The organism is Methylocystis sp. H62 (assembly GCF_015709515.1).
Lineage (GTDB): Bacteria > Pseudomonadota > Alphaproteobacteria > Rhizobiales > Beijerinckiaceae > Methylocystis.
In genome coordinates this window covers 54,623-79,471 of sequence record NZ_JADNQZ010000050.1, presented here as the reverse complement: position 1 = coordinate 79,471, position 24,849 = coordinate 54,623, and the positions used below count along the sequence as shown (strand labels likewise).

The window sequence follows — 24,849 nt, the reverse complement described above, 5'->3', positions numbered from 1 at the left end:
TCGTCGGGGGCTTTGAGCGCCGGCGCTTTTGGGAAAGATTGAGATGGCGCGTTTTGAAACCAATGGCGGCGCCGGACCCGCCGCGCCGGTGGGCGCGCGCTCGCCGCAAAATGACTTTCTTGCTTCGACATCGTTTCTGCAGGGGGCGAACGCGGGCTATATTGAGCGCCTGCTTGCGGCCTATGAGGCCGATCCCTCCTCGGTCAGCGCCGACTGGCGCAATTTCTTCGCCGAGATGGGCGTCAGACCGCAGGAGAAGGCCGTCGCCGACGGCCCGAGCTGGGCGCGACGCGACTGGCCGCAGCCGAACGGCGAATGGGTGAGCGCGATCGTCGGCGAGGCGCCGGCGCCTCTTAAATCGCCAGTCGTTCCCGTCGCCCCGCCGACCCCCGGCGGCGAGGACGTGTTGCGGGCGACGCGCGATTCCGTGCGCGCCCTGATGATGATCCGCGCCTATCGCATGCGCGGCCATCTGCACGCCAATCTCGATCCGCTCGGACTGGAGCAGCGCTACGATCACGGCGAGCTCAATCCGCAGACCTATGGGTTCACCGACGAGGACTACGAGCGCAAAATCTTCCTCGATGGCGTGTTGGGGATGCGATACGCCACGCTGTTTGAAATGGTCACGATCCTGCGCCGCACCTATTGCGGGACGATCGGCTTCGAATTCATGCATATCTCCAATCCGGAGGAGAAGGCCTGGCTGCAGGCGCGCATCGAAGGCCCGAAGAAGGAGATCGTCTTCACGCAGGAAGGCAAGCGCGCCATTCTCAACAAGCTCGTCGAGGCGGAAGGTTTCGAGAAGTTCCTCGACGTCAAATACACCGGCACGAAGCGCTTCGGGCTCGACGGCGCTGAATCCATTGTTCCGGCGCTGGAGCAGATCATCAAGCGCGGCGGCGCGCTCGGCGTGCAGGAAATCGTTCTTGGCATGGCCCACCGCGGCCGTCTCAACCTGCTTTCGCAAGTGATGGCGAAGCCGCACCGGGCGCTGTTTCACGAATTCAAGGGCGGCTCCTTCCTGCCCGATGAAGTCGAAGGCTCCGGCGACGTCAAATATCACCTCGGCGCGTCATCGGATCGCGTATTCGACGACAACAAGGTGCATCTCTCGCTCACCGCCAATCCGTCGCATCTCGAGATCGTCGATCCGGTCGTGCTCGGCAAAGTGCGCGCCAAGCAGGATCAGCATCATTGCGCCGACGGCGACCGCCGCTCGGTGATGCCGCTCCTCATCCACGGCGACGCGGCCTTCGCCGGCCAGGGCGTGGTCGCGGAATGTTTCGGCCTTTCCGGATTGAAGGGGCATCGCACCGGCGGCTCGATCCACTTCATCATCAACAATCAGATCGGCTTCACCACCTACCCCCGCTACTCGCGGTCCTCGCCCTATCCGTCCGACGTCGCGAAGATGGTCGAGGCGCCGATTCTTCACGTGAACGGCGACGACCCCGAGGCTGTCGTCTTCGCCGCGCGCGTCGCCGCCGAATTCCGCCAGCAGTTCCAAAAGCCCGTCGTCATCGACATGTGGTGCTATCGCCGCTTCGGCCATAATGAGGGCGACGAGCCGGGATTCACCCAGCCGCTGATGTATAAGAAAATCCGGGCGCACCGCACCGCGCTCGATATCTATGCGGACCGTCTGATCGCGGAAGGCGTGACGACGCGCGAAGACGTCGATCGCATGAAGGAAGACTGGCGCACGCGGCTCAACGAAGAATTCGAAGCGGGCCAGAGCTACAAGCCCAACAAGGCGGATTGGCTGGACGGCCGCTGGGCGGGAAAGAAATCGGGCTGGCAACTCTCGGAGAACGAGCGTCGCGGACAGACCGGCGTGGCGCTCGAGACGCTGCAGCACATCGGCGCCGAGATCACGACGACGCCGCCCGATTTTCACGCGCACCGCACGATCCAGCGTTTTCTCGACAATCGGAAGGCGGCCATCGAACATGGCGGGCCGATCGACTGGGCGACGGCCGAAGCGCTGGCGATCAGTTCGCTTCTCTATGAAGGCTATAATGTGCGGCTCTCCGGGCAGGACAGCGAGCGCGGCACCTTTTCGCAGCGTCACAGCGTGCTCATCGATCAGGAGAACGAAGCGCGCTATCTGCCCTTCAATCACATCGCCGAAGGCCAGGGCCGCTACGAAGTCGTCAATTCGATGCTTTCCGAAGAGGCGGTGCTCGGCTTCGAATATGGCTATTCGCTCGCCGAGCCCGACGCGCTGGTGTTGTGGGAGGCGCAGTTCGGCGATTTCGCCAATGGCGCGCAGGTCGTCTTCGACCAGTTCATTTCATCGGCCGAGCGCAAGTGGCTGCGCATGTCGGGACTCGTCTGCCTCTTGCCGCATGGCTACGAAGGCCAGGGTCCGGAACATTCCTCGGCGCGGCTCGAGCGCTATCTGCAGCTGTGCGCCGAAGACAATATGCAGGTGGCCAATTGCACCACGCCTGCGAACTACTTCCATATCCTTCGCCGTCAGCTGCACAGAAGCTTCCGCAAGCCGCTGGTGCTGATGACCCCGAAATCGCTGCTGCGCCATAAGCGCGCCGTCTCGCGGCTCGGCGAAATGGGCATGGCCTCGAGCTTCCAGCGGCTGCTCCTCGACGACGCCGAAACGGCGCCGACGGAGACGTTCGTCCTCAAAGCCGACGAATACATTCGCCGGGTCATTTTGTGTTCGGGCAAGGTCTATTACGATCTCCTGGACGAACGCGAGAAACGCGGCGTCGACGACGTGTATCTGCTGCGGGTCGAACAGCTCTATCCTTTTCCGCTCAAGGGTCTCGTCGCGGCGCTCGGGCGCTTCAAGGAGGCCGACGTCGTGTGGTGTCAGGAAGAGCCAAAGAACATGGGCGCCTGGTCCTTCGTCGACTCCTATCTCGAATGGGTGCTGACGCAGATCGGCGGCAAGTCGAAGCGCGCCCGCTACGTTGGACGCGCCGCTTCGGCGTCTACGGCCACGGGCACCATGTCCCGGCACCTCGCACAGCTGAAATTGTTTCTGGAGGAAGCGTTCGCGCCTTGAGACGCGACGCGAGCGAAGAGAGAACCGATGGCTGAAATACGCGTGCCGACCTTGGGCGAATCGGTGACTGAAGCGACGATCGGCCGCTGGTTCAAGAAGGCGGGCGACGCGGTGCGCGCCGACGAGGCGCTCGCCGAGCTCGAGACCGACAAAGTCACGCTCGAAGTCAACGCCCCCGCCGCCGGCGTGCTCGCCGAGATCGTCGCCAAGGAGGGCGAAACTGTCGGTCCTGGCGCGCTGCTCGGACAGATCGCCGAAGGCGCCGCCGCTCCGGCGAAGAGCGGAGAGACCGCTGGCAAAAGCCCCGCGCCTAAACCGGCGCCGGCCCCCGCAGCGCCAGCGCCCAAGTCAGTTTCGGCGCCGGCTGCGCCCGCGCCGGCCGCGACGACGATGCCGCCCGCGCCGTCAGCCGCCAAGATCGCCGTCGAGCAAGGGATCGACGTGGCTCAGGTTCCCGGTAGCGGCAAGCGCGGCCAGGCGCTGAAATCGGACGTCGTTCAATTCGCCGCGCGTCAGGCGGCTGCCCCGCAGCCCGCGCAAGAAGGCCGCGCCCAGGAGCTTCCCGCCCAGGAAGCGCGGATCGAGGCGCCGACGCCCCGCGTCCCCGTTCCGCAGGAAGACGCCCGCCACGAAGAGCGGGTGAAGATGACGCGCTTGCGTCAGACGATCGCGCGCCGGCTGAAAGAAGCGCAAAACACCGCCGCCATTCTGACGACGTTCAACGAAGTCGACATGTCGGCGCTGATCGAATTGCGCAAACGCTACAAGGAGGCGTTCGAGAAGCGGCACGGCGTGAAGCTTGGCTTCATGGGCTTCTTCGTGAAGGCCTGCTGCCAGGCGCTGGAAGAGATCCCCGCCGTCAATGCGGAGATCGACGGGACGGACATTATCTACAAGCGCTTCTGCCACATCGGCGTCGCCGTCGGCACGGAGAAGGGACTCGTCGTGCCGGTGGTGCGCGACGCCGACCGCCTGTCGCTCGCCGAGATCGAAAAGACCATCGCCGAACTTGGCCGCAAAGCGCGCGACGGCGCCCTCGACATCGCCGATCTGCAGGGCGGCACCTTCACGATTTCCAACGGCGGCTTCTATGGTTCGCTGATGTCCACGCCGATCCTGAATGCGCCGCAATCGGGCATTCTCGGCATGCACAAGATTCAGGAGCGCGCTGTGGTCGTTGACGGCAAGATCGAAGCGCGGCCGATGATGTATCTGGCGCTGTCCTACGATCACCGTGTTGTCGATGGGAAAGAAGCCGTGACTTTCCTGGTGCGCGTCAAAGAGTTGCTGGAAGATCCTGCACGGCTGGCGCTCGGCCTGTAGCCCCGACCCCTTCAAAATCTCCAAAGGCTACACATCTTATTTCAGACGGCGCGCCCGCTAATGGGGCCGTCGGCGGGGACGAAAGGACCGCCTTGGAGGTAGAGATGGAAATGAAAACCGCCACCGAAACCAGAGAGTCTCCGCTGACGCCCGAGCAGTTCGCGCAACTTGGCGATGGCCTCATCGCTTATGTGCGATCGATGAGTTCGGAAGACGTCAACCGGCTTTACCCGCAGGCGCCGCAGATTGCGCCAGGGCTGACGATCTTTGCGCTTTTCGGAGCGGATGGCGCGCCGATCGTGCTTGCGGATTCAGAAGAAGGCTGCATCGGCAACGCTCGTGAAAATCATCTGCAGATGGTGAGCCTGCACTAACCGTCCCCTCAGAGGCGCGCCCGCCGGCGCGCCTGCCACCCGGGCAAACGTCACACGCTCGGCGACGACCCTCCCGCAACTCAGCCGTTAGCTTCTCTCGAGCGGGCGCCGTTATGGCTCTCGGGAAGGAGCTTGGACGCGAGCACCTTGTCGAGTCGGCGTCCGTCGAGGTCGATGACTTCGAAGCGCCATCCGAGCTTCTCCACCGTTTCGCCGAGGGTCGGGAAGCGGATAAGCCCGTCGAGGACAAGGCCGGCCACCGTTTCAAAGCTCCTGTTCTCGGGCAGCGCAACGTGCAAAAGCTCGGCCATTTCGTCGACCGGCATCCAGCCGGCGAGCAGCCAGCTGCCGTCTTCGCGCTGAAGCGCCTCTGGCTCCTCATGCCCCTCGTCGGATCTGAACGCGCCGGCGATGGCGTCGAGAATATCGGCCGGCGTCACCACGCCTTCGAAATGGCCATATTCGTCGTGCACGAGCGCCATCGGCGTCTCGGCTTCGCGCAAAACATTCAGCGCGTCGAGCGCGTCGATCGAATCGGGCACGACCGGCGCCGACCGGACATGGGATTCGAGGTCGAGCGGCTCGCCGCGCAGCGCGGGTCCAAGCAGGTCTCGGATCAGCAGGACGCCGATCATGTCGTCCATATCGCCCCGGCTGACGGGCAGACGCGCGTGGGAGGTCTCGATGAGCCTCTCGCGCAGAATGTTCTCCGGCTCGCTGAGATTGAGCCAGTCCACCTCGGTGCGCGGGGTCATCAGCGCCCGCGCGGCGCGGTCGCCCAGCCGCAGCACGCCCGCGATCATCTGCTGTTCGTCGGCCTCGATCGCCCCCGCCGAATGCGCCTCGGCGACGAAGGTCTTGATTTCCTCATCGGTGACCCAGGACTGAAGCTCGTTGGCCTGGCCGACGAACAGCAAGATCAGCTTCGTCGACTCATCGAGCAGCCAGACCACCGGCGTGACCAGAGTGGATAGCAACGCCATCGGCGCGGCCATGCGGCAGGCGATGGCTTCCGCATGGCGCAGCGCGATGTTTTTGGGCAGCAATTCCCCGATCACGACGGACAGATAGGTGATGACGCCGATGACGCCGCCATAGCCGATCCAATCCGCCGCACCGTCCGATAGACCAAGCGCGCGCAGCTCTTGCGAAAGCCGCTGACCGAGCGCGGCGCCTGAAAAGGCGCCTGCGAGGACTCCAACGAGCGTGATCCCGATCTGAACGGTGGAGAGGAAGCGTCCCGGATTTTCCGCCAGCGCCAGGGCGGCGGCGGCGCCGCGGCGACCTTCGGCGGCCAAAGTCTTCAGCCGCACTTTGCGCGACGAAACGATGGCGAGTTCTGACAACGAGAAAATCCCGTTGATGACTATCAACACAAGCGCGACGGCTAGCTCGAACATGACACCTGATAGGGCTTTCTGCGCAGGCTCTCAAGCAAATGGCGTCGGCACGCGGTGAGGGCGACGACATTTGTCGCCTGGGCGTAATCCTGGGCGCGATCCTGCCGAGAAGGCGGGCAATCGACCGGCCCGAAAACTACATCACATGATTCCATGTGATCGCGAAGCGCTCAGTCGCGAACCGCGATCTCGATCTTTTTGATGACCCGCGCCTGCTCGGGCCGCGCCAGATCGATGGAGAGCAGCCCGTTGACGAGATCGGCCCCCAGCACCTGCATCCCTTCGGCCAGGAGAAACGCGCGCTGAAACTGCCGCGCGGCGATGCCGCGATGCAGGAAATGCCGCTCGCGATCCTCGGTTTGGCGCCCGCGGACGACAAGCTGATTTTCTTCGAGCGAGACGTCAAGCTGGTCGCTGGTGAAGCCCGCGACGGCGAGCGTGATCCGAAGCCGCTCCGGCGCGCTCTCGGCGCGCGGAATGCGCTCGATGTTATAGGGAGGGTAGCCGTCGGAGGCGGTGCGGGCGACGCGGTCGAGCGCCCGTTCGATCTCATCGAAGCCGAGCAGGAACGGCGAATTGAGCGGCGGACGCGACATGTCGTTGAAGCCCTGTTGGCGCCTCTTCGGCCGAGCCCGTGAAGCGCTCCGGCTCCAGCTATATGGCCGAGCCCGCCGCGCCATTCAAGCGCGGCCGATGCGCGCGCCCGCCATTGACGCGCGAACGACAAACGCCCATGTGCGAGCAAGCTTCCCCTTAAGAGCGGCGACCATGGGCAAAGCACAGCATATCTTCCTCGCGAGCATCCTCACCGCGTCCTTCGGAGCGCCGGCCATCGCCGAAACGCCGCCGCCGATCATCGCGCCGGAAGGCGAACGCTTCACGCTGACCCCCGCCGAGGGCGGCTACGTCCGGCTGAACAAGGAGACCGGCGCCCTGTCCTATTGTTCAGTGAAGGACGGCGTCACTGTGTGCCGGCTCGGCGCCGAGGAGCGCGCCGCGTTTGAGGCGGAGATCGACCGTCTGCGCAAGGAGAACGCCGCGCTCAAAGCGCGCGCCGAGGCTGCGCCCGTCCCCCCGGCGGCGAGGCCGAACATGGCGCCGAGCGAAGAGGAATTCGAGCGCGCGCTCTCCTTTACCGAGCGCTTTCTGCGCCGCATAATGCGCCTCTTCCGCGAAGAGACCTCGCCTGGAGGCGCTCTGTGAGGGCCAGAGGGAAGATGTATCCGCAGGAGCGCCCCAATGGCTGATCAGGGACCTTTCGCCAATTGGCCGCATCTCGACAAGCCGGGCCGACCTGAGCGGCCAGAGGCCGCGCATGACGTGCTGCTTCTGCCGAGTTCCGACAAAATATCACAGGAAACCAACCCGATGGCGTCGAACAATACGCTTGAAAATTTCCTCGGCGGCTCGCCGCTCAACATTCTCGCGCGGTTGCTCGTCATTTCGCTGGTCGTGGGCGCCCTGCTGATGTGGCTGGAACTGCGGCCGATCGACATTTTTCGCGGCGTCCAAGCTTTCTTCGACCGCATCTATCAGTTGGGATTCGGCGCTGTGAGGGAGCTTGTCAGCTATGTGCTCGCCGGCGCGGTCTTCGTCGTGCCGGCGTGGCTCGTTCTACGGCTCGTCAATGTGGGCGCGAGCAAGCGATGAGAAAGGGCCAGCCGGCGGCGATCTAAAAGGTTCGGCGCCGTCCGATGCTCGACGTCTGATCCGGATCTTCGATAAGCTGGCCGATGCCGTCGCGGCGCGGCGGCGGCGGCGGCGCATAGGCCTCAGGTCCGGCGACGGGACCGAACCCGTCCCGCGCGCCGACTCCCGGTCCTTCGAACGCGGCGAGCGGCGGCTTGCCCGTCGTGTCATTGTCGGTCTCGTCATCCGGCGCAGGCGGCGCGCGTCCCTGCGCGATCAGCGGCGATGGGTCGGGCGGCGGCAGCGTCTCTTGCGGCGCGGGCTTGCAGATGCTGCGTCCCGAGCGGCCGTGCAGCGCCAGATCGACGTGAATATGGTTGTAGTGAAAGGCGTTGGAGCCTGGCGACAGCACCGTCGAGAAATGCCCGCACGAGCCGCGATGCACGTCCATCAGGAAGGCGCGTGTCTGCGCGTCGCCGCGCCCCCAGTCGCGCACGAGCGTGATCTCGCGGCCGTCGGCGAGCACGAAGCCGCCGATGTCCAGCGCATTGCCGAAGGAATGTTCGGAAAGCTGCGCGCCGCGCTGATTGTTCATGCCGCGGCAGGCATAAGAGCCCATTGAATTGATCTGAACCACCTGCTGTCCGAAGCGCGCCTGCGCGGCGGGCTGGACGGCGTCGGCGAGCCAGGCGTCGAGCTCGGCGACCATCGAGCAGTCGAGCGTGGCGATCGCGTTGAAGGACACCGCCCCGCCCTGCAGCGCGGTCACCTTGAACGGTCTGGTGAGGCCGCAAATCCCCGGACCGTCGACTTCGGGCGCGAGCGCGATGAATTCGGAAGGGTTGACGCGTCTTTCCGCGAGACAGGCGTTTTCAGCCTGCGTGCGCCAGGCCGGCCGCTGCGGCTTCTGCCCGATCGAGCAAGCGGAAAGCGTCGCCGCGACGAGCGCCGGCACGAGCAACGAGTGATGGGCGCGGCGGACCATGGCCGCGAGAATGGGCGCCGGGCCGTTAATTCAGGGTCGAGAATTGTGGTTAACGCTCAGATATTTGAGGACTGTGGCAGGCGATCCACACCCCGCGGAAAGCAGCGCGGATGCGCTGCTCATGAGCGCGGTAGCGCGGGAGGCGTGATCAGCGCGCAAATTTGCTCAAGCGCCGCTTCCATGTTTCGCCGGCCTTGAGTTCGGTCTTCAACACCCATTTCCTGCGAATCGTCCTGATCGCCCGCGACGATGTCTTGAGAATGACTTCCGGTTCCGGTTCTTTCGCGCGCGGCGCCATGAGAATCGGGGTCGCCACTGCTGTCTGCGGCTTCACCTTTTTGGGTTTCGCAGGAACAGCCTCGGCAACTTTGGCCGGCTGGCGCACACGACGCGTCCGAGTTGATGCGCCTCGCGCCGGAGGATCGCTTATGACGTCCTCCTGCAAGAGGTTCGGGAGCACGCGCCCCGGCAGGCCTGTCGATGGCGAGAGAATCTGGGGACGTTCAGCCGCTTTGGCGCCGAAAACCGCGTCCGCCGCGTTTAGCGCCGCCAAATATGAGGCGTCACGTTCGACCTCAGGGGCGGCCGAAGCGCTGGAGCCATTAAGCGATGGACTCCCACTCGCATTTTCAGGCTCGTTGATCTTCCACGGATTCGAAGTGCGAGATTTGGGAGACCGACCTTTATATGCCGTTATGAACGGACGAGTGGGCTGGCGCATTGAAGCTGAAGATCTTTCTGTTGACGTATATGGCAAGGAAGGTCGCTCGAAAGACCCGCCTCGGCACAAGCGTAATTGAGTATTGAGAAAACGCCTGGGCATGACGCTCAGTCCAAGCGTCTGCGACGAAGGACATTTGCTACCTATAACGCAAAAGCCGCAAGAAGTCATCGTAATGGCGCACTGATGGCGCAAACTGGACATTGCCGATTTACGCCTCGCGAGTCCGCTGTCGCCGCCGTGCCGCAGGAAAAACGGCTTCCGTTGAATGAAATGCGCGTTCCCTCTGCTGGCGCCGGCTCTCGCTTCGTAAGGGTCGGAGGCGGGGCGCCCACATTCCATTTTGAGCCGATCAGTCAGCTTGCAGACGCATGCTGCATTGCGCGCTCCTATCTCAGAATGTTGTGCAACCCCTCTAGAAAAGCTTCAGGTCTATCCCAACTGAAATCGATCAAGCGCTGCGATTTGTCTTCTTCTTGTCTCTCGAATAACAAATGAGTCGGAGCGTTGCTGAAAGACCCTCTAAACGGATCTGCAAAACCCTCCATCCGCTCGCCTGATATGTCGGCGCAACGCGAGAAAACAGAAGTCCATTGACGTTCATTTGGGAGATTTAGTCATGCGAAAAATGCTCGCTGCAGCGACGGTCGGCCTCGTCGTTTTTCTTGTCCAGGACATCGCCCAGGCTGCCACCGCTCAAAGTCCGGCGACGCTACGCTCTGGACCGGGAACGTCGTGGCGTAGAATCGCCCAAATCCCGGCCGGAGCCGATGTGCAGGTGTTGAGCTGCAACCCGGGCTGGCGTCACAGCTGGTGCCAGATCCGCTACGGTTCGAAGACCGGGTGGGTGAACGCGCCTGCGCTCGGGACGTCGGGATCGCAGGTCATCGTCGCGCCCGTCGTGACGACCGACGCCGCCAGTCTCAAGCGGCGCGCGAGCATGTTTTCCTCGGTTATCGAGGTCATTCCCGGCGGCAAAAAGGTCGACGTCCTTCGCTGTAGAAGTGGTCTCGGCAGGGGCTGGTGCCGCGTCTCTTATCAAGGCAAGACCGGATTCGTCAGAGGCGGTCTTTTGGCGCGCCAACGGTCCGTCATTCCCCGTTAAGAACGCGGGCGAGGCGAGAAAAGGCCGGCGCGCGAAGCCGGCAAAAAGTAAAGGCGCAAATCGGACATGCCGATTTGCGCCTCTTCTGTTCAGGTCGACGCCTGCGCAGCCTTAACCCGCGTTATGCGCCTTTATCCTCGCCTTTGCGGCCGCGCATAAAGGATTCGAACTCTTCGCGGTCGCGGGCGCGGCGCAGCTGGTCGATATGTTCGGCGAAGTCGCGCTCCGCTTCGGCGACCTTGCGACGCTCTTCCTCGAGACGCGCGAGTTCGCCTTCGCGCCACTCATCAAAGGCGACATTGCCGGTCGAGCGCATGAAGGACGGGCCGCCCCAGGCAGCCGAACCCTCTCGAGCGACGCCGCTCACGGCGTCCTTCACCCGCGCGCCCTGTTCCTGGGCGAAGGCGAAGAAATCGCCTTCAAAGCCCTGGCTGCGCTGCCAAAGCTTCCAGACCAATATCGCGAGGCCGAGCGGCCAGAAGATGAAAAAGCCGAGGATCACCGCCGCGATCTCGTAGGGCCTCCAGGACATTCGTCCGTGATGCCCCCAGGGCGAGCCGCCCTCTCCGGATGACGACATGCGAGAATAACGATGGCAGCTCATGATGGGCTCCAGTTGGTCAACGGCCGCCCGCCGCCAAGCGGGGCCGACACCAATGTAATATGCATTAACATTGGCGCAAGGGAAAGCGCCGCGCCAAGAAAATTGGCGCGGCGCCGTCAATCGCTTCGCGTCGGGAAATCAGGCCGCCTTGCCGCTCAGATCATCTTCAAGCACGGCGTCATCCGCGAACGGCGCGATCGTTTCGCGCGTCGCCCCCGGCTCGATTTCGATGTCGATTTCGAGCAGCGACATGTCTTCCTTGCGATGCATCTTCACCATGACCTTTTCGGGGTCGACGTTGATGTGCTTGGAGATCGCGATGAGGACTTCCTTGTGCAGCACGGCGATCAGATCCGAATCGCGCGCCGATTTGCGTTCATGCGCGAGAAGGATCTGCAGGCGCTCGCGCGCAACCGGCGCGGTGGCGCCGCGACGCCCGAACAATCCGAAAATATTCATGCCGCCCTCCGACCAAAGAGCCGAACGAAGAGTCCCCTCTTGTCAGCGGGAATATTCACCGGCAGTTTTTCGCCGCACAGCCTCTTCGCCGCTTCCGAATAGGCGCGCGCCGCGGGGCTCATGGCGTTGTGAAGAATGATGGGCGCGCCGACGTTCGAGGCGCGCAGAACGTCTTCGCTCTCCGGCACGATCCCCAGCAGCGGTATCGAGAGAATTTCGAGCACGTCGTCGACGCTGAGCATCTCGCCGCGGCCGGCGCGCTGCGCGTCATAGCGCGTCAGCAGCAGATGCTTCTCGACGCGTTCGCCCTTTTCGGCGCGTTCGGTCTTGGCGTCGAGCAGCCCGATGATGCGATCGGAATCGCGCACCGATGAGACTTCCGGATTGGCGACGACCACCGCGACGTCGGCGAAGCGCATCGCGAGCGTCGCGCCGCGTTCGATGCCGGCGGGACTGTCGCAGACGATCCAGTCGAACTTCTCGCGCAATTCATTGATGACGCGCTGCACGCCTTCTTCGGTCAAGGCGTCCTTGTCGCGCGTCTGCGACGCGGGCAGCAGATAGAGATTGTTCAAGCGCTTGTCGCGGATGAGCGCCTGATGCAGCTTGGCGTCGCCCTGGGCGACGTTGATGAGGTCGAACACGACGCGCCGCTCGGCGCCCATGACGAGATCGAGGTTGCGCAGCCCGACGTCGAAGTCGACGACCGCGACCTTGTGACCCTGTTGGGCCAGCGCGGCCCCGAGAGCCGCGGTCGACGTTGTCTTTCCGACGCCTCCTTTGCCGGAGGTCACCACCAAAGTCTTGGCCATTGTTCGTCCTCTCTTAATCGAGCCGCGCGATCTTGACCGTCTCGTTTTCGAGCCAGGCCTGGATGGATTGGCTCTGAACATTCGCCGAGATCTCGTCGGCAGTGAGATAAACGCCGCAAACCGAGAGCAGCTCGGCTTCGAGCTTGCGGCAGAAAATTCGCGCGCGTTTTTCCCCATAGGCGCCGGCCATCGCGCGGCCGCGCAGCGTTCCGTAGATATGCACGGAGCCGCCCGCCATGATTTCCGCGCCCGACGCGACGGAGCCGATCACGGTCACGTCGCCGTCCGGGTGATAAATCGACTGCCCGGAGCGCACCGGCTCCAGCAGGATCAGCGGCGCAGCCGTCGGGGCCGGCGGCTCGGACGCTTTGGGATCGTCGGATTGCGCGCCGCCGGCGCCGAGCGCGTTGGCGATATCCTCGAAGGCTGCTTCTTCGCTTGGGGACAGCGTTCCAGGGCTTGCGTCTTTGGCGCGCGTTGCGCTGACGTCCGGCGGCGGTTGCGGGGTGGCGCGACCACCGGCCAGAATCGGCGGCAGATCGTCGCTGGCCCATGACGGGTCGACGCCCGACAATCCCATGAGGCGTATGCCGCGCCGGGTGAGATTTTCGAGAAGTTCGATGAGTTCTTGCCGCTCCAAAGTCAGTTTGGCGAGGTCGATGACGATCGACTTCCGACTGAAAAAGGCGGGCGACTGCTCAAGCAGCGCGTCGAGCTGCTCGAGCCAGCCTTCGATCGGCTGCTCGGGCTCCAGCGTCAGGACGGGGAAGGACCTGCCTCTGAAGCGGATGTGTCGGGATGACGCTTGCGTCACGGGAGCCCTCACGCAATTAGGATTTGCGTCATTTGAGGGCGTTAACGTTAATGAAGGATTAAAGCGCGCGCGTAATTTGGCGCCCGGTCGCGCTTTATTAAGAGATTAGGTTGGGGCGGCTTTGGCGCGCGCCGCAGCGCTCTCCATGACGCCTTGCGCGGCGCTCTCGAGCACCAGCGCCGGATCCGCGCTTTTGACGGGATCGAAATGGCCGGAGATGGTCAGCATCGCGACGCCATGCGCCAGCGACCATATTTGCAGCGCCGCGTAGCGCGCGCCCTGCGCCGGCGCGCCCGCCTGCTGCAGCCAGGCCACCACGGCGCGCCAAAGAATCTCCAGCGCATGGTCGGCGGCGCCGCCCGCGCCGGGATCGGCAAGCGTCTTCGCCTGCGCGAACATGGCAGCGTAAAGCCCCGGTTCGTCCCGCGCGAATTTGAGATAGGCGGCGCACATCGCCCGCATCGCGCTCTTGGCGTCGGGCCGGCCTTCGTCCCATGCCGTTTCAATTCGTGCGCCAAAGGTCTCGAAACCGCGGCGCGCCAGCTCGCTCATCAGCGCGTCGCGTCCGCTGAAGTGACGGTAGGGGGCGGCGGGCGAAACGCCGGCGCGGCGCGCCGCCTCGGTGAGCGTCAGCGCCGATGGCCCGCCTTCGGCGAGAATGTCCAAAGCGGCGTCGATCAGCGCCTGTTTGAGCGACCCGTGGTGATAGCCTCGCTTATTGTGCATCTCTCACCCCGGCGCGGATCGGCGTCATCGCCCCGTCGCCGGGCTATCCCGAGAGCTTGGCGACCAGCGCGTCGGAGACCTCGAAATTGGCGTAGACGGTCTGAACGTCGTCATTATCCTCGAGCGCGCCGACGAGCTTGAGGATTTTCTCGCCGGACTCATCGTCGACCTTGATCGTGTTCTGCGGGCGCCAGACGAGCGCCGCCTTGCGCGGCTCGCCGAATTTCTCCTCGAGAGCCTTGGCGACGTCGCGCAGCGATTCGACGGACGTGATCACTTCATGCGTCTCATCGGTCGTCGAGACGTCGTCGGCGCCGGCCTCGATGGCCGCCTCCATCATCGCGTCCTCCGTCGCCGCCTTCTTATCGAATTCGACGAGGCCGACACGGTCAAACATGAAAGAGACGGCGCCGGTCTCGGCGAGCGCGCCGCCAGCCTTGGTGAAATAGGAGCGCACCTCGCCGGCCGTGCGGTTGCGATTGTCGGTCAGGGCCTCGACGATGACGGCGACGCCGCCGGGCGCATATCCCTCGTAACGCACTTCATCGTAATTTTCGGCGTCCGCGCCCGAGGCCTTCTTGATCGCGCGTTCGATGTTGTCCTTTGGCATGTTCTCCGCCCGGGCGGCGAGAACGGCGGCGCGCAGCCGCGCGTTCATGTTCGGGTCGGGCATGCCCATCTTGGCGGCGACGGTGATTTCTCGGGCGAGCTTTGAAAACAGCTTGGAGCGGATCGCGTCCTGCTTGCCCTTCTTGTGCATGATGTTCTTGAATTGACTATGCCCGGCCATGCGCTCCCGCCCCGCTCCTCGATCAATCTTCGCCGTCCGGCGTCCGGCGGGTGATATACGCCGGACGTATCCGGAAATAAAGAAAAGCGCCAAGGAGAGTATGGCGCCAAAGGAGAGTATGATTGAGCGCAAGCGATGAAGAGCGAAATTCTCGGCCTGAGCCCGATGGGCCGGCCGCGTCCGCACTCCCGGCGCCGCACATCCCGGACCTCGCCGCCGCCAAGCGCCTGCAGGCGATCCTCTCCAGTCCGTCCTATCGCAAGGCCGACGAGGACATTCATTTCCTGACGTCGGCCGAAGCGCGCGGTCCCCGACTGGAGCTCGAATATCTCAAGGCCGAACTGCTGCTGCGACGCCATGGCGTCACCGATACGATCGTCGTCTTCGGCTCGACTCGCATCGTCGAGCCCGCTTTAGCGGAAAGCCGCCTCGCCGAATCGCAGGCGCGCGCGACGGCCAATCCCAATGACGCGGCCCTCGCCAGACAGCTCGCGGCGGCGAAACGCGCCCGCGAAAATTCACGCTATTATCAAATCGCGCGCGAGTTTGGCGGCCTCGTCGGCGCCGCCCGCGAGAGCGGGGACCAGCCGCGCCTGGCGATCGTCACCGGCGGCGGACCAGGCATCATGGAGGCGGCGAACCGCGGCGCCTTCGAGGCCGGCGCCGAGACGGTGGGGCTCAACATCACCCTCCCCCACGAGCAGCTGCCCAACAGCTATGTCACGCCCTCGCTTTGCCTGCGCTTCCGCTACTTCGCGCTGCGCAAAATGCATTTCATGCTGCGGGCGCGGGCGCTGGTCGCCTTTCCGGGGGGCTTTGGCACGTTCGACGAATTGTTCGAGACGCTCACGCTGGTGCAGACCGGCAAGGTCAAGCCGATCCCGATCATTCTCGTCGGCGAAAGCTATTGGCGACGCGCCTTTGACGTCGACTTTCTGGTCGATGAGGGCGTCATCGCTCCAAGGGACCGCGATATTTTCCGCTACGCCGAAACCGCCCCTGACATTTGGGAAGAAATCCGGCGCTGGGGCGAACGCAAGGCGGATCTCCTATTTGAATGAAGGCCTTAGGCTGTGCCGGCGATCCCCTGCCTGATCCCTTGCCCGATCGCCTGCCCGATCGCCTGCCCGATCGCCTGCCCAATCCCTTGCCATTGTAAAGCCTATGCCCCGCCTTATCTCAGCTAACGCGGCGCGAAGCGCGCGCTTTTTTAAAAAGGGAGATGACCATGAGTTGGCTTAAAGCCATCGCGGGCGGCGTGATCGGCGCCGAAGCCCTCAACCTTATTAAGGATTATGTGGAGAAGCAGGGCGGCCTCGACGGCGTCGTCAAGAATTTCGAGAACTCCGGACTGGGGAAGCAGATCCACTCCTGGGTCGGCCTCGGTCCCAATGAAAAGATCAGCGAAATGGACATCGGCAAGGTGGTCAACGCCGATAAGCTGATGGAAATCGCCAAGAGCGCCGGCGTCGACATCGACAAGGCGAAAGCGCTTCTCGCTCAGTATTTGCCGGAAGTGATCGACAAGGCGACGCCGGAAGGCAAACTGCCGCCGCCCGACAAACCGGCGTAAGCGTTCCAACGCCAATTCTCGACACTGCCGACGGCGGCGCGCGCCGCCGTCCGGCCTGTTCCCGCCCACGCTCTTGCTTCAGGCGCCCTGTTTCTGTAATTCCGTCGCGCGCGCCCTTTGCGCCCGCTCGCGGCTGAGGCGAGAACGCCCGAGGCCGCCGCCGCGGAGTTCGCCTTCGCAACGGCCGCCGGCCATTTTGAACAGGACCATTAATGACCAAGCGCGCGCTGGTGACCGGCGTTACAGGACAGGACGGCGCCTATCTTTCCCAGTTTCTCCTCGACAAGGGCTATGAGGTGCATGGCGTGGTGCGCCGCTCATCGCACCGCGGCGTCGAGGACCATCGCCTGCGCTGGCTCGGCATCAGCGGCAAGCTGACTTTGCACGACGCCGATCTCGCGGATCTCTCCAGCCTGCTGCGCACCGTGCAGGACATCCAGCCGGATGAGATCTATAATCTCGCGGCGCAGTCCTATGTCGCGTCTTCCTGGCGCCAGCCCCTCCTCACCGCAAACGTCACCGGCGTCGGCGTGACCAATGTGCTTGAAGCGATGCGGCTCGGCGCGCCCAAAGCGCGCTTCTACCAGGCGTCGTCCTCAGAAATGTACGGGCTCATCCAGGAGCCGATGCAGAGCGAGAAGACGCCCTTCTACCCGCGCAGCCCCTATGCCGTGGCGAAGCTCTACGGCCATTGGATCACGGTGAACTATCGCGAGAGCTTCGGCCTTCACGCGTCCTCGGGCATTCTCTTCAATCATGAAAGCCCGCTGCGCGGCGTCGAATTCGTCACCCGCAAGGTCACGACCGGCGTCGCCGCGATCAAGCTCAGCCTCGCGACGGAGTTGCGGCTCGGCAATATCGACGCCAAGCGCGATTGGGGCCACGCCAAGGATTACGTGCGCGCCATGTGGCTGATGCTGCAGCAGGAGAAGCCGGACGATTACGTCGTCGCGACCGGCGTCACCACCACGGTGCGCGACATGTGCCACATCGCATTCGAGCACGCCGGCCTCGACATGGAGAAATTCGTCATCATCGACCCGGCGTTCTACCGTCCGGCCGAGGTGGACGTTTTGCTTGGCGATTCCAGCAAGGCGCGGCAGGTTCTCGGCTGGAAGCCGGAGATCGATCTTCGCGAAATGATCTGCGAGATGGTCGACGCCGATCTCGAGCGGCTGCGGCGCGAGTCGGCCTAACCTGAAAAGGGCGCCCGCGATGGCCGCCTTCGAGCGCATCTTGGTGACGGGCGGCGCCGGATTTGTCGGCGGCCACCTCTGCGCCGCTTTGGCCGCGGCCTATCCGCAGGCGACGCGGTCGCTGCTGCTGCGTCCCGGCGAACATGGCGGCCATAAGGCGTTCGCCGCAGCCATCGCAGATCTTGTCGATGAAGCCGCGATCGACGCGCTGATTGCGCGCATGCGTCCCGACCTCGTCGTGCATCTTGCGGGTCAATCGTCGATCGCGCAGGCGCTGCACGCCGCCGAAATGACCTGGCGGGTGAATTTTCATGGCTCCTTCGCGCTCGGGGCGGCGGTCGCCCGGCACTGCCCATCCGCGGCGTTTCTCTTCGCCTCGACGGCGGCCGCCTATGGCGCGAGCTTTCGGGACGGGGTCTTGAACGAGGACGCCCCGTTGCGGCCGGTGGACGTCTACAGCCGCTCGAAGGTCGCCGCCGAGAGCGCGCTTTCCGATCTCCTGGCGCCCAAGGGGCGGCTCATCGTGGCGCGCCCGGTCAATCATTCCGGACCCGGCCAGCGCAATCGCAACTTCGCTCTCGCCTCCTTCGCCGCGCAGATCGCCGCGATCGAGACCGGCCGCGCCGAGCCCCGCCTCATGGTCGGCGATCTCTCCAAGGCCCGCGATTTCCTCGACGTGCGCGACGTCATCGACGCTTATATGCGGCTGATCGCAAGTGCGCGGGATCTGCCCGCCTCCGTGTCGATCTTCAACATCGCTTCGGGCAGGGCGCACCGCATGGAGGCGCTGCTCGAGCGGCTGCGCGGTCAGGCAAGGGCGCAATTTGAAATCGAGGTCGATCCGGCGCTGCTGCGCCCGGAAAGCGACATCGCCAGCGTCGCTTGCGACGCGACGAGACTGAAAAAAGCGACCGGCTGGCGTCCCCGCCACGACATCGACGACATGCTGCAGGCGCTCCTCGACGACGCCCGCGCCGCCCAAGCGCAGGCCACAACGGCCCCGTCATGAGCAAGCGGTCATGAGCGAGCGGCAAAACCGAGAACCCGAGCAGGACCGCGAACGCCTCCGCCTGCTCGAATTTCAGCTCGATTATCTGCGCGCCGAACTTCTGCATCTGACCCACGAGCGCTATCGGCTGATCTATTCGGTCTCCGGCCACGTCTATCGCTTTCTCCGACCAATTGAGGCGTACGTCTCCGGCGCCGCCAACGCTATCGTCGCGCGTTTTCGTCCGCCGCCGCCCGACGCGACGACGCCGTCGGCGTCCGGTGAAGTCGCGCCGGCCGCTCGAGGCGCGCCGCTGCCGGCGGGAAGGCTGCTGGTCGATGTGACGGGAACGATCAAGCGCGACGCCGGCACCGGCATTCAGCGTGTCGTCAAGGAAGTGACGCGCGGCCTCTATAGCGGCGAAAGCTTCGATATGCCGGCGGTGGCGGTTCGCTGCGAGGGCGGCCGGCTGCTGACCGCCAACGGCTTCGTCGCCGAACTTGTCGGCGGCGACGCTGCGCCCGACTCCGAGATCGCGATCGCCGGCGGCGACCGCTTTCTGATGCTTTCTGACAGCTGGAACGCCTTCGACGAACTCGCGCCGATTTTTGCGAAGATTCGGGACGCGGGCGGCGAGGTCGTCACCTGCATCTTCGATCTCATTCCGGAGCTTTATCCGCACGCCTGCCATGAAGTGACGGTGCCGCGCTATCGCGCCTGGCTGCGCAAGGCGCTCCTTGAGAGCGACAGTTTCCTGGCGATTTCGCGAACCGTCGCCGACGAACTCGCCGACTATGTCGCTGCGCAAGGGCTGCCGCATCGTCCCGGCCTCAAGATCGGCTGGTTTCACTGCGGCTCCGATCTTGCGCTGCGCGCAGACGCCGCGCCGCGCGACAAAATCAAAGCGGCTGTCGCCGGCGATGCGCCGGTCTTTCTCGCCGTCGGCACGATCGAACCGCGCAAAGGTCAGCGCGTCGCCCTTCGCGCCTGTGAAGACCTCTGGGCGAGAGGCCGCGACGTTCGGATCGTCTTCGTCGGCCGGCGCGGCTGGTTTGAAGAAGCGGTGGCAAGCGAAATTCTCGGACATCAGGAATTCGGCCGTCGACTGTTCTGGTTCGACGATGCGGACGACGACGAGCTTTCGTTTCTCTACGACCATGCGGCGGCGCTGATCTTCCCCTCCTATGCCGAAGGGTTCGGCCTGCCAATCGTCGAGGCGGCGCGCCGCGGCCGCCCTGTCATCTGCAGCGACATCCCGGTCTTTCGCGAGGTCGGAAGGGCCGGCGCGATCTATTTCCGCGTCAATGACGCCAAGGCGCTGGCGGAGACGATCGCCGACTTTCTCGACGGCCGCCGTTTCGCCGACCAGGACCAGGTCTTGCGCGTCGCCTGGCGCGACGCCGCGCGGCGCATCGTCGAGGTGGTCGCGCGTGAGGACTGGAGCCGGCGCCTGCCCTAGCCTGCTGGTTTGCGTTGCACCATGAGAACGCCGGATTTCCGCGCTCCCTCAAAGCGTGTTAGAGAGGCGCCAATTGGCCGTGCAGCCCGGCCAGCGCTCTTGCGGCGCGCTGGGCCACACGGCTTTTCGCTTCCAAATGCGGGTAAGGCCTTCGCCTTCTCCCTCGCCAAACACGGAAACGCTCTCCATGCCGATCAATATTCCGCTTCTCAATCAGCAGACGCCGCAGACCGTGCTCAAGATGATCAATCTCGAAGCGTCGCAGCTCTCGCTGCCGGATTCGCGCGAATTGATGTGGGGCGCTTTCGGCGCCTATGGCGTGCTCCAGGCGATCGCGCAGTCGTTCAACCACTCGCTGCTCGGGAGCCTGATCTACGGCGTGCTGAGCGTCGTCCTTCTCTACGGCGGAACCTACGGCCTGCTGCGCGTTCTGAAAGAGGACGCAAAGTTTCAGCGCACCGCCACGGCGCTCGCCATCATGAGCGGGCTCGCGGCGCTCGTCTATACTATCCTGCACCTCCTCTTCGGCATCGCCCTGCCGCCGCCCTTGCCGACCGAAAAGCTGTTGCGCTTTCTGCTCTTTCCCATTCTGATTTGGATGGTGTTCATGTACGCCTTCGTGTTCCGGCACGTGTCGCTGCGCCCGGCGCCGGCCTTCTTCGCCGCGGCGCTGTTCGTCATCATCATCGAGGTGATCCTGTCGCCGATTAGCCGATAGCCGCAAATCCATACTCGGACGGCGCGGCGCCCGGCCGCCGCGTTTCGCGGATTTCGCGAACGCCTCGCATGTGATCGACGGGACCACGGCGCAATGCTAAACAACGCGCCAGCGGCGCGCCGGCGCCCGATTGCCTTCCCTAAACGGATTAACGACGCTCATGACCTTATCATTTGATGTTCTGGGCATTGGCAACGCCATCGTCGACACGATCGCGCGCGCCGAGGACGACGATTTGCTGCAGGCCGGACTGCGCAAAGGCTCGATGACGCTGGTCGACGAAGCGCGAGCCGCTGAACTTTATACGGCGATGGGCCCGACGACGGTTATTTCCGGCGGCTCGGCCGCCAACACCATGGCGGGCCTTGCGAGCCTGGGGCGCGTCGCGGGATTCGTCGGCAAGGTCAAGGAAGACGCCGCGGGGCGCGAATTCGCGCACGACATCCGCAAGGCCGGAGTCGCTTTCGACACGCCGGCGGCCGCCGACGGCGCCGCGACCGCGCGCTGCTTGATTTTCGTGACGCCGGACGGCCAGCGCACGATGAACACGTTCCTCGGCGCCTGTCAGGCGCTCGCCCCGACGGACATCGACGAGGCGGCGGTCGCGCGCGCGAAGGTCCTCTACATGGAGGGCTATCTCTGGGACCCGCCCGGCGCGAAGGAGGCCTTCCTCAAGGCGGCGAAAATCTCGCGCGCCAATGGACGCAAGGTGGCGATCACCCTTTCCGACAGTTTCTGCGTCGATCGCTATCGCGGCGAATTTCTCTCTCTCATCCGCGATCGGGTGGTCGATATCGTTTTCGCCAATGAAAGCGAATTGCACGCGCTCTATCAGACCGGGGATTTCGAGACGGCGCTCGCGGCGCTGCGCGCCGAAGACGGGCTGCTTGGCGTCGTCACGCGGTCGGAAAAGGGCTGCGTCGTCGCGAATGGCGCGAGCGCCCTCGCCGCGCCGGCCTGTTCTGTCGATGCGGTCGTCGACACGACCGGCGCCGGCGACCTGTTCGCAGCCGGTTTTCTCGCCGGCTACACGCAGGACTTGCCGCATGAGCGCAGCGCGATGCTCGGCGCGCTCGCCGCGGCGGAGATCATCTCTCATGTCGGCGCGCGGCCGCAGAAGGATTTGCTGCAGCTCGCCCGCGACACGGGCGTGCTGGAATAAGTTCGGGTTTCCTCGACGTGAGGCGCTCGATCGGCGATTCAAACAAGCTGGAGGAACGAAAGATGCGCCTTGTCTCCAAAACATTGCTGGCCGCCGTCGCCGCAGTCGCGAGCCTCGCGCTCACCGTTGACGCGCGCGCGGAAGCGGAAATGACGAAAAGCGTGACCGGCCTTCAGTATAAGGACGCGAAGGTCGGGACCGGCGCGACCCCCAAGATCGGCCAGACCGCGGTCATGCATTACACCGGCTGGCTCTACAACAATGGCGAGAAGGGCAAGAAATTCGACTCGTCGCATGATCGCGGCCAACCGTTCGAATTCCGGCTGGGCCAGGGTCAGGTGATCAAGGGCTGGGACGAAGGCGTTGAAGGCATGAAGGTCGGCGGCAAGCGCACGTTGGTCATTCCGCCGGAACTCGGCTACGGCGCGCGCGGCGCCGGCGGCGTCATTCCGCCGAACGCCTGGCTGATCTTCGATGTCGAGCTGGTCGGGGTGAAGTAGCGCTCAGATCAGCGACTCGGCGACGCCGCCGTCAACACGCAGTCCCGCCCCCGTCGTCGCCGACGACAGGGGCGAGGCGAGATAAACGGCAAGATTTGCGACTTCCTCGACGCTCGCCACGCGCTGAATGATCGATGTCGGCCTTTGCGACGTCACGAATTCCGTCGCGACGATTTCAATCGGCTTGCCGGCTTTCCCCGTTCGGCCTCGAGCATCTCCGCAACCCCTTCGGAAAGCGTCGGTCCCGGCAATATGGCGTTCACCGTCACGCCCGATCCCGCCATGCGCTTCGCAAGCCCTCGCGAAAGGCTAAGCTGCGCGGTTTTCATCACGCCGTAATGGATCATTTCGACAGGAATGTTCAGCCCCGATTCGGACGAGACGAACAGGACCCGGCCCCAGCCTTTCTTGCGCATCTGCGGCAGATAGGAACGCGAAAGGCGCACGCCGGACATCACATTGACGGCGAAATAGCGCTCCCAATCCTCATCGCTCGTATCGAAAAAATCCTTTGGTCCATACATGCCCACATTGTTGACGAGAATGTCCGCGGTGGGCGCGGCGGCGACAAGCGCCTCGCAGCCCGACGCGGCGCCGAGGTCAGAAGCAACGCCGCGATGTTTTTGCGCGGGCGCAACTTGGAGCAGGCGCTCGACCGCAGCCTCGACCGTCGCACTTTTGCGCCCATTGACGATGACCTCCGCGCCAGCCTCCGCCAGCCCCTTGGCGATGGCGAAGCCGATGCCTTCGGTCGAGCCTGTGACGACGGCGGTTTTGCCGGAAAGGTCGATCCGCACAATGCGACTTCCGTGATCTACGCCCGCTTAGCGCCCGAAAATCCACATAGCGGCAAGGAGCACTAAGACGAGTCCGATCAGCAGCGTCCTGTCCGACCTTCGGCGCGTCTCGCCCAGCGCCTCGATCGAGCGCGGCGAAAGATCGACGCCGCGCTCCGACATTTCGCTCACCCGCTGGATCGCCGTTTCGGCGTCCTGCAATGTCTGCGGCAGCCGCGTCGCCAGCTTCGCCAGCTCCGTGAGACTTCTGCTGGCGTCCTCGATCTTCGCCTTGACGCCAAGATTCTCCTCGATCCAGGAGCGCACCACGGGGTCGCAGGTCTTCCAGATGTCGAGCTTGGGATCATAGGCGCGGGCGACGCCCTCGGCGACGACCATGGTCTTTTGCAGCAGCACCAGTTCGGTGCGCGTGCGCATGTCGAAGAGGGCTGTCACTTCGAAGAGCAGAGTCAGCAGCCGCGCCATCGAAATATCGGCGGCGTTGATCGTATGCATCGGCTCGCCGATCGCCCGCAGCGCCTGCGAAAATTCCTCAATGGAGTGGCTGGCGGGAACATAGCCCGCCTCGAAATGAACCTCGGCGACGCGTTTATAATCGCGAATGATGAAGCCATAGAGGATTTCGGCGAGGAACCGGCGCTCCTTCAGGCCCAGCCGGCCCATGATGCCAAAGTCGATGGCGACCAGCCGGCCCCGCTTGTCGACGAAGAGATTGCCCTGATGCATGTCGGCGTGAAAAAAACCGTCGCGCATCGCATGGCGCAGGAACGACTGCAGCACGTTGCGGCCGATCGCCTTGAGGTCATAGCCCTCGGCGGCGACCCGCTCGATGTCCGAGAGTGGAACGCCGTCGACCCATTCGAGCGTCAGCACTTCGCGATCGGTGCGGCTCCAGTCGACGCTGGGCACGTGAATCTCCGGATCGCCGGCGACATTGTCGGCGAATTCGGACGCGGCCGCCGCCTCGAGACGAAAGTCGGTTTCAAGCCTGACGGTGCGCGCGAGCGTATCGACGACCTCGATCATGCGCAGCCGGCGCGCTTCCGACGAATAGCGCTCAGCCAGCCGCGCGACGCGATACATGTCGCGCAGATCGAGCGCGAATCGGCCTTCAATGCCCGGCCGCAGCACCTTCACCGCAACCTTGCGCACGCCCTCCTTGTATTGCGCCTGGGCGACATGCACCTGCGCGACGGAGGCGGCGGCGACAGGCTCGCCGAACGACACAAACAGCTCGTCGATGCTGCGGCCCAGCGACTTTTCGATGATGGCGACGGCCTTGTCGCGGCCGAACGGCTCCATCCGGTCCTGCAGCGCGGTCAGCGCATCGGCGATCTCGCCCCCGACGATGTCGGGGCGCGTCGCCAGAAACTGCCCGAGCTTCACATAGGACGGGCCGATTTGCGCCAGCGCGCGCACCAGCGCCCGCCCGGCGCCGTCGCGCTTGCCGCCCGCGAAGAGATTGGCGAAACGCACCAGCGGCGCCGCGGCCGGCGGCAGCAGCGCCGGATCGAGGAGCGCAAAGACGCCTTCGCGCGCCATGATATAGCCGGCGCGCGCCAGACGATAGAAATGACCGACGCCAAGGATCACGAACCCGCCGCTCTTTAGATCACGCTGCAGTCGGGCGGAATCGCCCAAAAAGCAGATAAGGTGATCGAAGCCAAAGATTAGAGCGCGGCG

25 protein-coding genes and 1 pseudogene are annotated in these 24,849 nt (G+C 64.3%); 15 read left to right on the top strand and 11 right to left on the bottom strand.

Annotation, left to right across the window (positions count from 1 at the left end):
- Positions 1-43 precede the first annotated feature (43 nt).
- From IYY11_RS08340 to IYY11_RS08330, 3 genes are all read left to right on the top strand, one after another.
- A complete protein-coding gene (locus IYY11_RS08340; protein WP_196403439.1) occupies positions 44-3,031 on the top strand; it encodes a 2-oxoglutarate dehydrogenase E1 component in 2,988 nt (995 codons plus the stop codon).
- A 27-nt stretch (positions 3,032-3,058) separates the two neighbouring features.
- The gene (odhB, locus tag IYY11_RS08335) at positions 3,059-4,354 is read left to right on the top strand and encodes a 2-oxoglutarate dehydrogenase complex dihydrolipoyllysine-residue succinyltransferase (RefSeq protein ID WP_196403438.1); all 1,296 of its coding nucleotides are present in this window, start codon (positions 3,059-3,061) and stop codon (positions 4,352-4,354) included.
- 104 nt (positions 4,355-4,458) lie between these two features.
- Positions 4,459-4,728, top strand: coding sequence for a DUF1150 family protein (locus tag IYY11_RS08330; protein ID WP_018406579.1), 270 nt, complete (start codon positions 4,459-4,461; stop codon positions 4,726-4,728).
- Between the two features lie 80 nt (positions 4,729-4,808).
- Here the strand turns inward: IYY11_RS08330 and IYY11_RS08325 are convergent, their stop codons facing one another.
- Both IYY11_RS08325 and IYY11_RS08320 read right to left on the bottom strand, forming a co-directional pair.
- Positions 4,809-6,128 carry a hemolysin family protein gene (locus tag IYY11_RS08325; protein WP_196403437.1) on the bottom strand — a complete coding sequence of 440 codons (1,320 nt, stop codon included), beginning with the start codon at positions 6,126-6,128 and terminating at the stop codon, positions 4,809-4,811.
- 170 nt (positions 6,129-6,298) lie between these two features.
- Positions 6,299-6,724, bottom strand: a complete 426-nt coding sequence (locus IYY11_RS08320; RefSeq protein ID WP_196403436.1) for an Hsp20 family protein — start codon at positions 6,722-6,724, stop codon at positions 6,299-6,301.
- A 172-nt stretch (positions 6,725-6,896) separates the two neighbouring features.
- On the opposite strand from IYY11_RS08320, the gene IYY11_RS08315 reads away from it, so the two are divergent.
- Together IYY11_RS08315 and IYY11_RS08310 are read left to right on the top strand one after the other, a co-directional pair.
- The gene (locus IYY11_RS08315; protein WP_196403435.1) at positions 6,897-7,331 is read left to right on the top strand and encodes a hypothetical protein; all 435 of its coding nucleotides are present in this window, start codon (positions 6,897-6,899) and stop codon (positions 7,329-7,331) included.
- Positions 7,332-7,367: 36 nt separating this feature from the next.
- Entirely contained in the window at positions 7,368-7,778 is a 411-nt protein-coding gene (locus tag IYY11_RS08310) for a DUF6460 domain-containing protein (protein ID WP_196403434.1), read from the top strand.
- Between the two features lie 22 nt (positions 7,779-7,800).
- Here the strand turns inward: IYY11_RS08310 and IYY11_RS08305 are convergent, their stop codons facing one another.
- The gene (locus tag IYY11_RS08305) at positions 7,801-8,742 is read right to left on the bottom strand and encodes an extensin family protein (RefSeq protein WP_196403433.1); all 942 of its coding nucleotides are present in this window, start codon (positions 8,740-8,742) and stop codon (positions 7,801-7,803) included.
- 161 nt (positions 8,743-8,903) lie between these two features.
- On the opposite strand from IYY11_RS08305, the gene IYY11_RS08300 reads away from it, so the two are divergent.
- Together IYY11_RS08300 and IYY11_RS08295 are read left to right on the top strand one after the other, a co-directional pair.
- Complete coding sequence (locus IYY11_RS08300; RefSeq protein ID WP_196403432.1) at positions 8,904-9,542, top strand: hypothetical protein; 639 nt, start codon at positions 8,904-8,906, stop codon at positions 9,540-9,542.
- Between the two features lie 540 nt (positions 9,543-10,082).
- Positions 10,083-10,568 carry an SH3 domain-containing protein gene (locus tag IYY11_RS08295; protein WP_196403431.1) on the top strand — a complete coding sequence of 162 codons (486 nt, stop codon included), beginning with the start codon at positions 10,083-10,085 and terminating at the stop codon, positions 10,566-10,568.
- A gap of 121 nt (positions 10,569-10,689) precedes the next feature.
- On the opposite strand, the gene IYY11_RS08290 is transcribed toward IYY11_RS08295, so the two are convergent.
- The 6 genes from IYY11_RS08290 to IYY11_RS08265 all read right to left on the bottom strand — a co-directional run bounded on the left by IYY11_RS08290 (position 10,690) and on the right by IYY11_RS08265 (position 14,773).
- Positions 10,690-11,172, bottom strand: a complete 483-nt coding sequence (locus tag IYY11_RS08290; RefSeq protein ID WP_246719771.1) for a DUF2852 domain-containing protein — start codon at positions 11,170-11,172, stop codon at positions 10,690-10,692.
- A 138-nt stretch (positions 11,173-11,310) separates the two neighbouring features.
- Positions 11,311-11,631, bottom strand: coding sequence for a cell division topological specificity factor MinE (gene minE / locus IYY11_RS08285; RefSeq protein ID WP_196403430.1), 321 nt, complete (start codon positions 11,629-11,631; stop codon positions 11,311-11,313).
- Positions 11,628-12,443 (bottom strand): septum site-determining protein MinD, encoded by an 816-nt coding sequence (gene minD, locus IYY11_RS08280; protein ID WP_018406567.1) that lies wholly within the window; start codon positions 12,441-12,443, stop codon positions 11,628-11,630. Before minD ends, minE begins: the two co-directional genes overlap by 4 nt.
- 13 nt (positions 12,444-12,456) lie before the next feature.
- A complete protein-coding gene (minC, locus tag IYY11_RS08275) occupies positions 12,457-13,257 on the bottom strand; it encodes a septum site-determining protein MinC (protein ID WP_196403429.1) in 801 nt (266 codons plus the stop codon).
- 105 nt (positions 13,258-13,362) lie between these two features.
- Positions 13,363-13,983, bottom strand: coding sequence for a TetR/AcrR family transcriptional regulator (locus IYY11_RS08270; RefSeq protein ID WP_196403428.1), 621 nt, complete (start codon positions 13,981-13,983; stop codon positions 13,363-13,365).
- Between the two features lie 43 nt (positions 13,984-14,026).
- The gene (locus tag IYY11_RS08265) at positions 14,027-14,773 is read right to left on the bottom strand and encodes a YebC/PmpR family DNA-binding transcriptional regulator (RefSeq protein ID WP_196403427.1); all 747 of its coding nucleotides are present in this window, start codon (positions 14,771-14,773) and stop codon (positions 14,027-14,029) included.
- Positions 14,774-14,895: 122 nt separating this feature from the next.
- Between IYY11_RS08265 and IYY11_RS08260 the strand changes: the two genes are divergently transcribed.
- The 8 genes from IYY11_RS08260 (at position 14,896) to IYY11_RS08225 (ending at position 22,369) form a co-directional block, all read left to right on the top strand.
- A complete protein-coding gene (locus tag IYY11_RS08260) occupies positions 14,896-15,834 on the top strand; it encodes a TIGR00730 family Rossman fold protein (RefSeq protein WP_196403426.1) in 939 nt (312 codons plus the stop codon).
- Between the two features lie 167 nt (positions 15,835-16,001).
- The gene (locus tag IYY11_RS08255; RefSeq protein ID WP_196403425.1) at positions 16,002-16,346 is read left to right on the top strand and encodes a YidB family protein; all 345 of its coding nucleotides are present in this window, start codon (positions 16,002-16,004) and stop codon (positions 16,344-16,346) included.
- Positions 16,347-16,558: 212 nt separating this feature from the next.
- Positions 16,559-17,542 carry a GDP-mannose 4,6-dehydratase gene (gene gmd, locus IYY11_RS08250; RefSeq protein WP_196403424.1) on the top strand — a complete coding sequence of 328 codons (984 nt, stop codon included), beginning with the start codon at positions 16,559-16,561 and terminating at the stop codon, positions 17,540-17,542.
- A gap of 19 nt (positions 17,543-17,561) precedes the next feature.
- Positions 17,562-18,551: an NAD-dependent epimerase/dehydratase family protein gene (locus IYY11_RS08245; protein WP_196403423.1), complete on the top strand. Its 990-nt coding sequence runs from the start codon at positions 17,562-17,564 to the stop codon at positions 18,549-18,551.
- Between the two features lie 10 nt (positions 18,552-18,561).
- Positions 18,562-19,989 carry a glycosyltransferase family 1 protein gene (locus IYY11_RS08240; RefSeq protein WP_196403422.1) on the top strand — a complete coding sequence of 476 codons (1,428 nt, stop codon included), beginning with the start codon at positions 18,562-18,564 and terminating at the stop codon, positions 19,987-19,989.
- Positions 19,990-20,176: 187 nt separating this feature from the next.
- Positions 20,177-20,707, top strand: coding sequence for a hypothetical protein (locus IYY11_RS08235; protein ID WP_196403421.1), 531 nt, complete (start codon positions 20,177-20,179; stop codon positions 20,705-20,707).
- A gap of 160 nt (positions 20,708-20,867) precedes the next feature.
- Positions 20,868-21,869, top strand: coding sequence for an adenosine kinase (locus IYY11_RS08230; protein ID WP_196403420.1), 1,002 nt, complete (start codon positions 20,868-20,870; stop codon positions 21,867-21,869).
- 62 nt (positions 21,870-21,931) lie between these two features.
- Entirely contained in the window at positions 21,932-22,369 is a 438-nt protein-coding gene (locus IYY11_RS08225; protein ID WP_196403419.1) for an FKBP-type peptidyl-prolyl cis-trans isomerase, read from the top strand.
- Positions 22,370-22,372: 3 nt separating this feature from the next.
- Here the strand turns inward: IYY11_RS08225 and IYY11_RS08220 are convergent.
- Together IYY11_RS08220 and ubiB are read right to left on the bottom strand one after the other, a co-directional pair.
- A pseudogene (locus IYY11_RS08220) lies at positions 22,373-23,166 on the bottom strand (SDR family NAD(P)-dependent oxidoreductase).
- A gap of 27 nt (positions 23,167-23,193) precedes the next feature.
- Positions 23,194-24,759: a 2-polyprenylphenol 6-hydroxylase gene (ubiB, locus tag IYY11_RS08215; protein WP_196403418.1), complete on the bottom strand. Its 1,566-nt coding sequence runs from the start codon at positions 24,757-24,759 to the stop codon at positions 23,194-23,196.
- Positions 24,760-24,849 lie beyond the last annotated feature (90 nt).

Excerpts from the sequence above, each read along its gene's own strand:
- IYY11_RS08235 (WP_196403421.1), top strand. The coding sequence starts at position 20,177 with ATGCCGATCAATATTCCGCTTCTCAATCAGCAGACGCCGCAGACCGTG.
- IYY11_RS08325 (WP_196403437.1), bottom strand. The coding sequence starts at position 6,128 with ATGTTCGAGCTAGCCGTCGCGCTTGTGTTGATAGTCATCAACGGGATT.
- IYY11_RS08305 (WP_196403433.1), bottom strand. The coding sequence starts at position 8,742 with ATGGTCCGCCGCGCCCATCACTCGTTGCTCGTGCCGGCGCTCGTCGCG.
- IYY11_RS08310 (WP_196403434.1), top strand. The coding sequence starts at position 7,368 with ATGGCTGATCAGGGACCTTTCGCCAATTGGCCGCATCTCGACAAGCCG.
- IYY11_RS08315 (WP_196403435.1), top strand. The coding sequence starts at position 6,897 with ATGGGCAAAGCACAGCATATCTTCCTCGCGAGCATCCTCACCGCGTCC.
- IYY11_RS08240 (WP_196403422.1), top strand. The coding sequence starts at position 18,562 with ATGAGCGAGCGGCAAAACCGAGAACCCGAGCAGGACCGCGAACGCCTC.
- odhB (WP_196403438.1), top strand. The coding sequence starts at position 3,059 with ATGGCTGAAATACGCGTGCCGACCTTGGGCGAATCGGTGACTGAAGCG.
- IYY11_RS08265 (WP_196403427.1), bottom strand. The coding sequence starts at position 14,773 with ATGGCCGGGCATAGTCAATTCAAGAACATCATGCACAAGAAGGGCAAG.
- IYY11_RS08230 (WP_196403420.1), top strand. The coding sequence starts at position 20,868 with ATGACCTTATCATTTGATGTTCTGGGCATTGGCAACGCCATCGTCGAC.
- IYY11_RS08290 (WP_246719771.1), bottom strand. The coding sequence starts at position 11,172 with ATGAGCTGCCATCGTTATTCTCGCATGTCGTCATCCGGAGAGGGCGGC.
- minD (WP_018406567.1), bottom strand. The coding sequence starts at position 12,443 with ATGGCCAAGACTTTGGTGGTGACCTCCGGCAAAGGAGGCGTCGGAAAG.
- minE (WP_196403430.1), bottom strand. The coding sequence starts at position 11,631 with ATGAATATTTTCGGATTGTTCGGGCGTCGCGGCGCCACCGCGCCGGTT.
- IYY11_RS08245 (WP_196403423.1), top strand. The coding sequence starts at position 17,562 with ATGGCCGCCTTCGAGCGCATCTTGGTGACGGGCGGCGCCGGATTTGTC.
- IYY11_RS08340 (WP_196403439.1), top strand. The coding sequence starts at position 44 with ATGGCGCGTTTTGAAACCAATGGCGGCGCCGGACCCGCCGCGCCGGTG.
- IYY11_RS08255 (WP_196403425.1), top strand. The coding sequence starts at position 16,002 with ATGAGTTGGCTTAAAGCCATCGCGGGCGGCGTGATCGGCGCCGAAGCC.
- IYY11_RS08270 (WP_196403428.1), bottom strand. The coding sequence starts at position 13,983 with ATGCACAATAAGCGAGGCTATCACCACGGGTCGCTCAAACAGGCGCTG.
- IYY11_RS08320 (WP_196403436.1), bottom strand. The coding sequence starts at position 6,724 with ATGTCGCGTCCGCCGCTCAATTCGCCGTTCCTGCTCGGCTTCGATGAG.
- IYY11_RS08295 (WP_196403431.1), top strand. The coding sequence starts at position 10,083 with ATGCGAAAAATGCTCGCTGCAGCGACGGTCGGCCTCGTCGTTTTTCTT.
- IYY11_RS08225 (WP_196403419.1), top strand. The coding sequence starts at position 21,932 with ATGCGCCTTGTCTCCAAAACATTGCTGGCCGCCGTCGCCGCAGTCGCG.
- IYY11_RS08330 (WP_018406579.1), top strand. The coding sequence starts at position 4,459 with ATGGAAATGAAAACCGCCACCGAAACCAGAGAGTCTCCGCTGACGCCC.
- gmd (WP_196403424.1), top strand. The coding sequence starts at position 16,559 with ATGACCAAGCGCGCGCTGGTGACCGGCGTTACAGGACAGGACGGCGCC.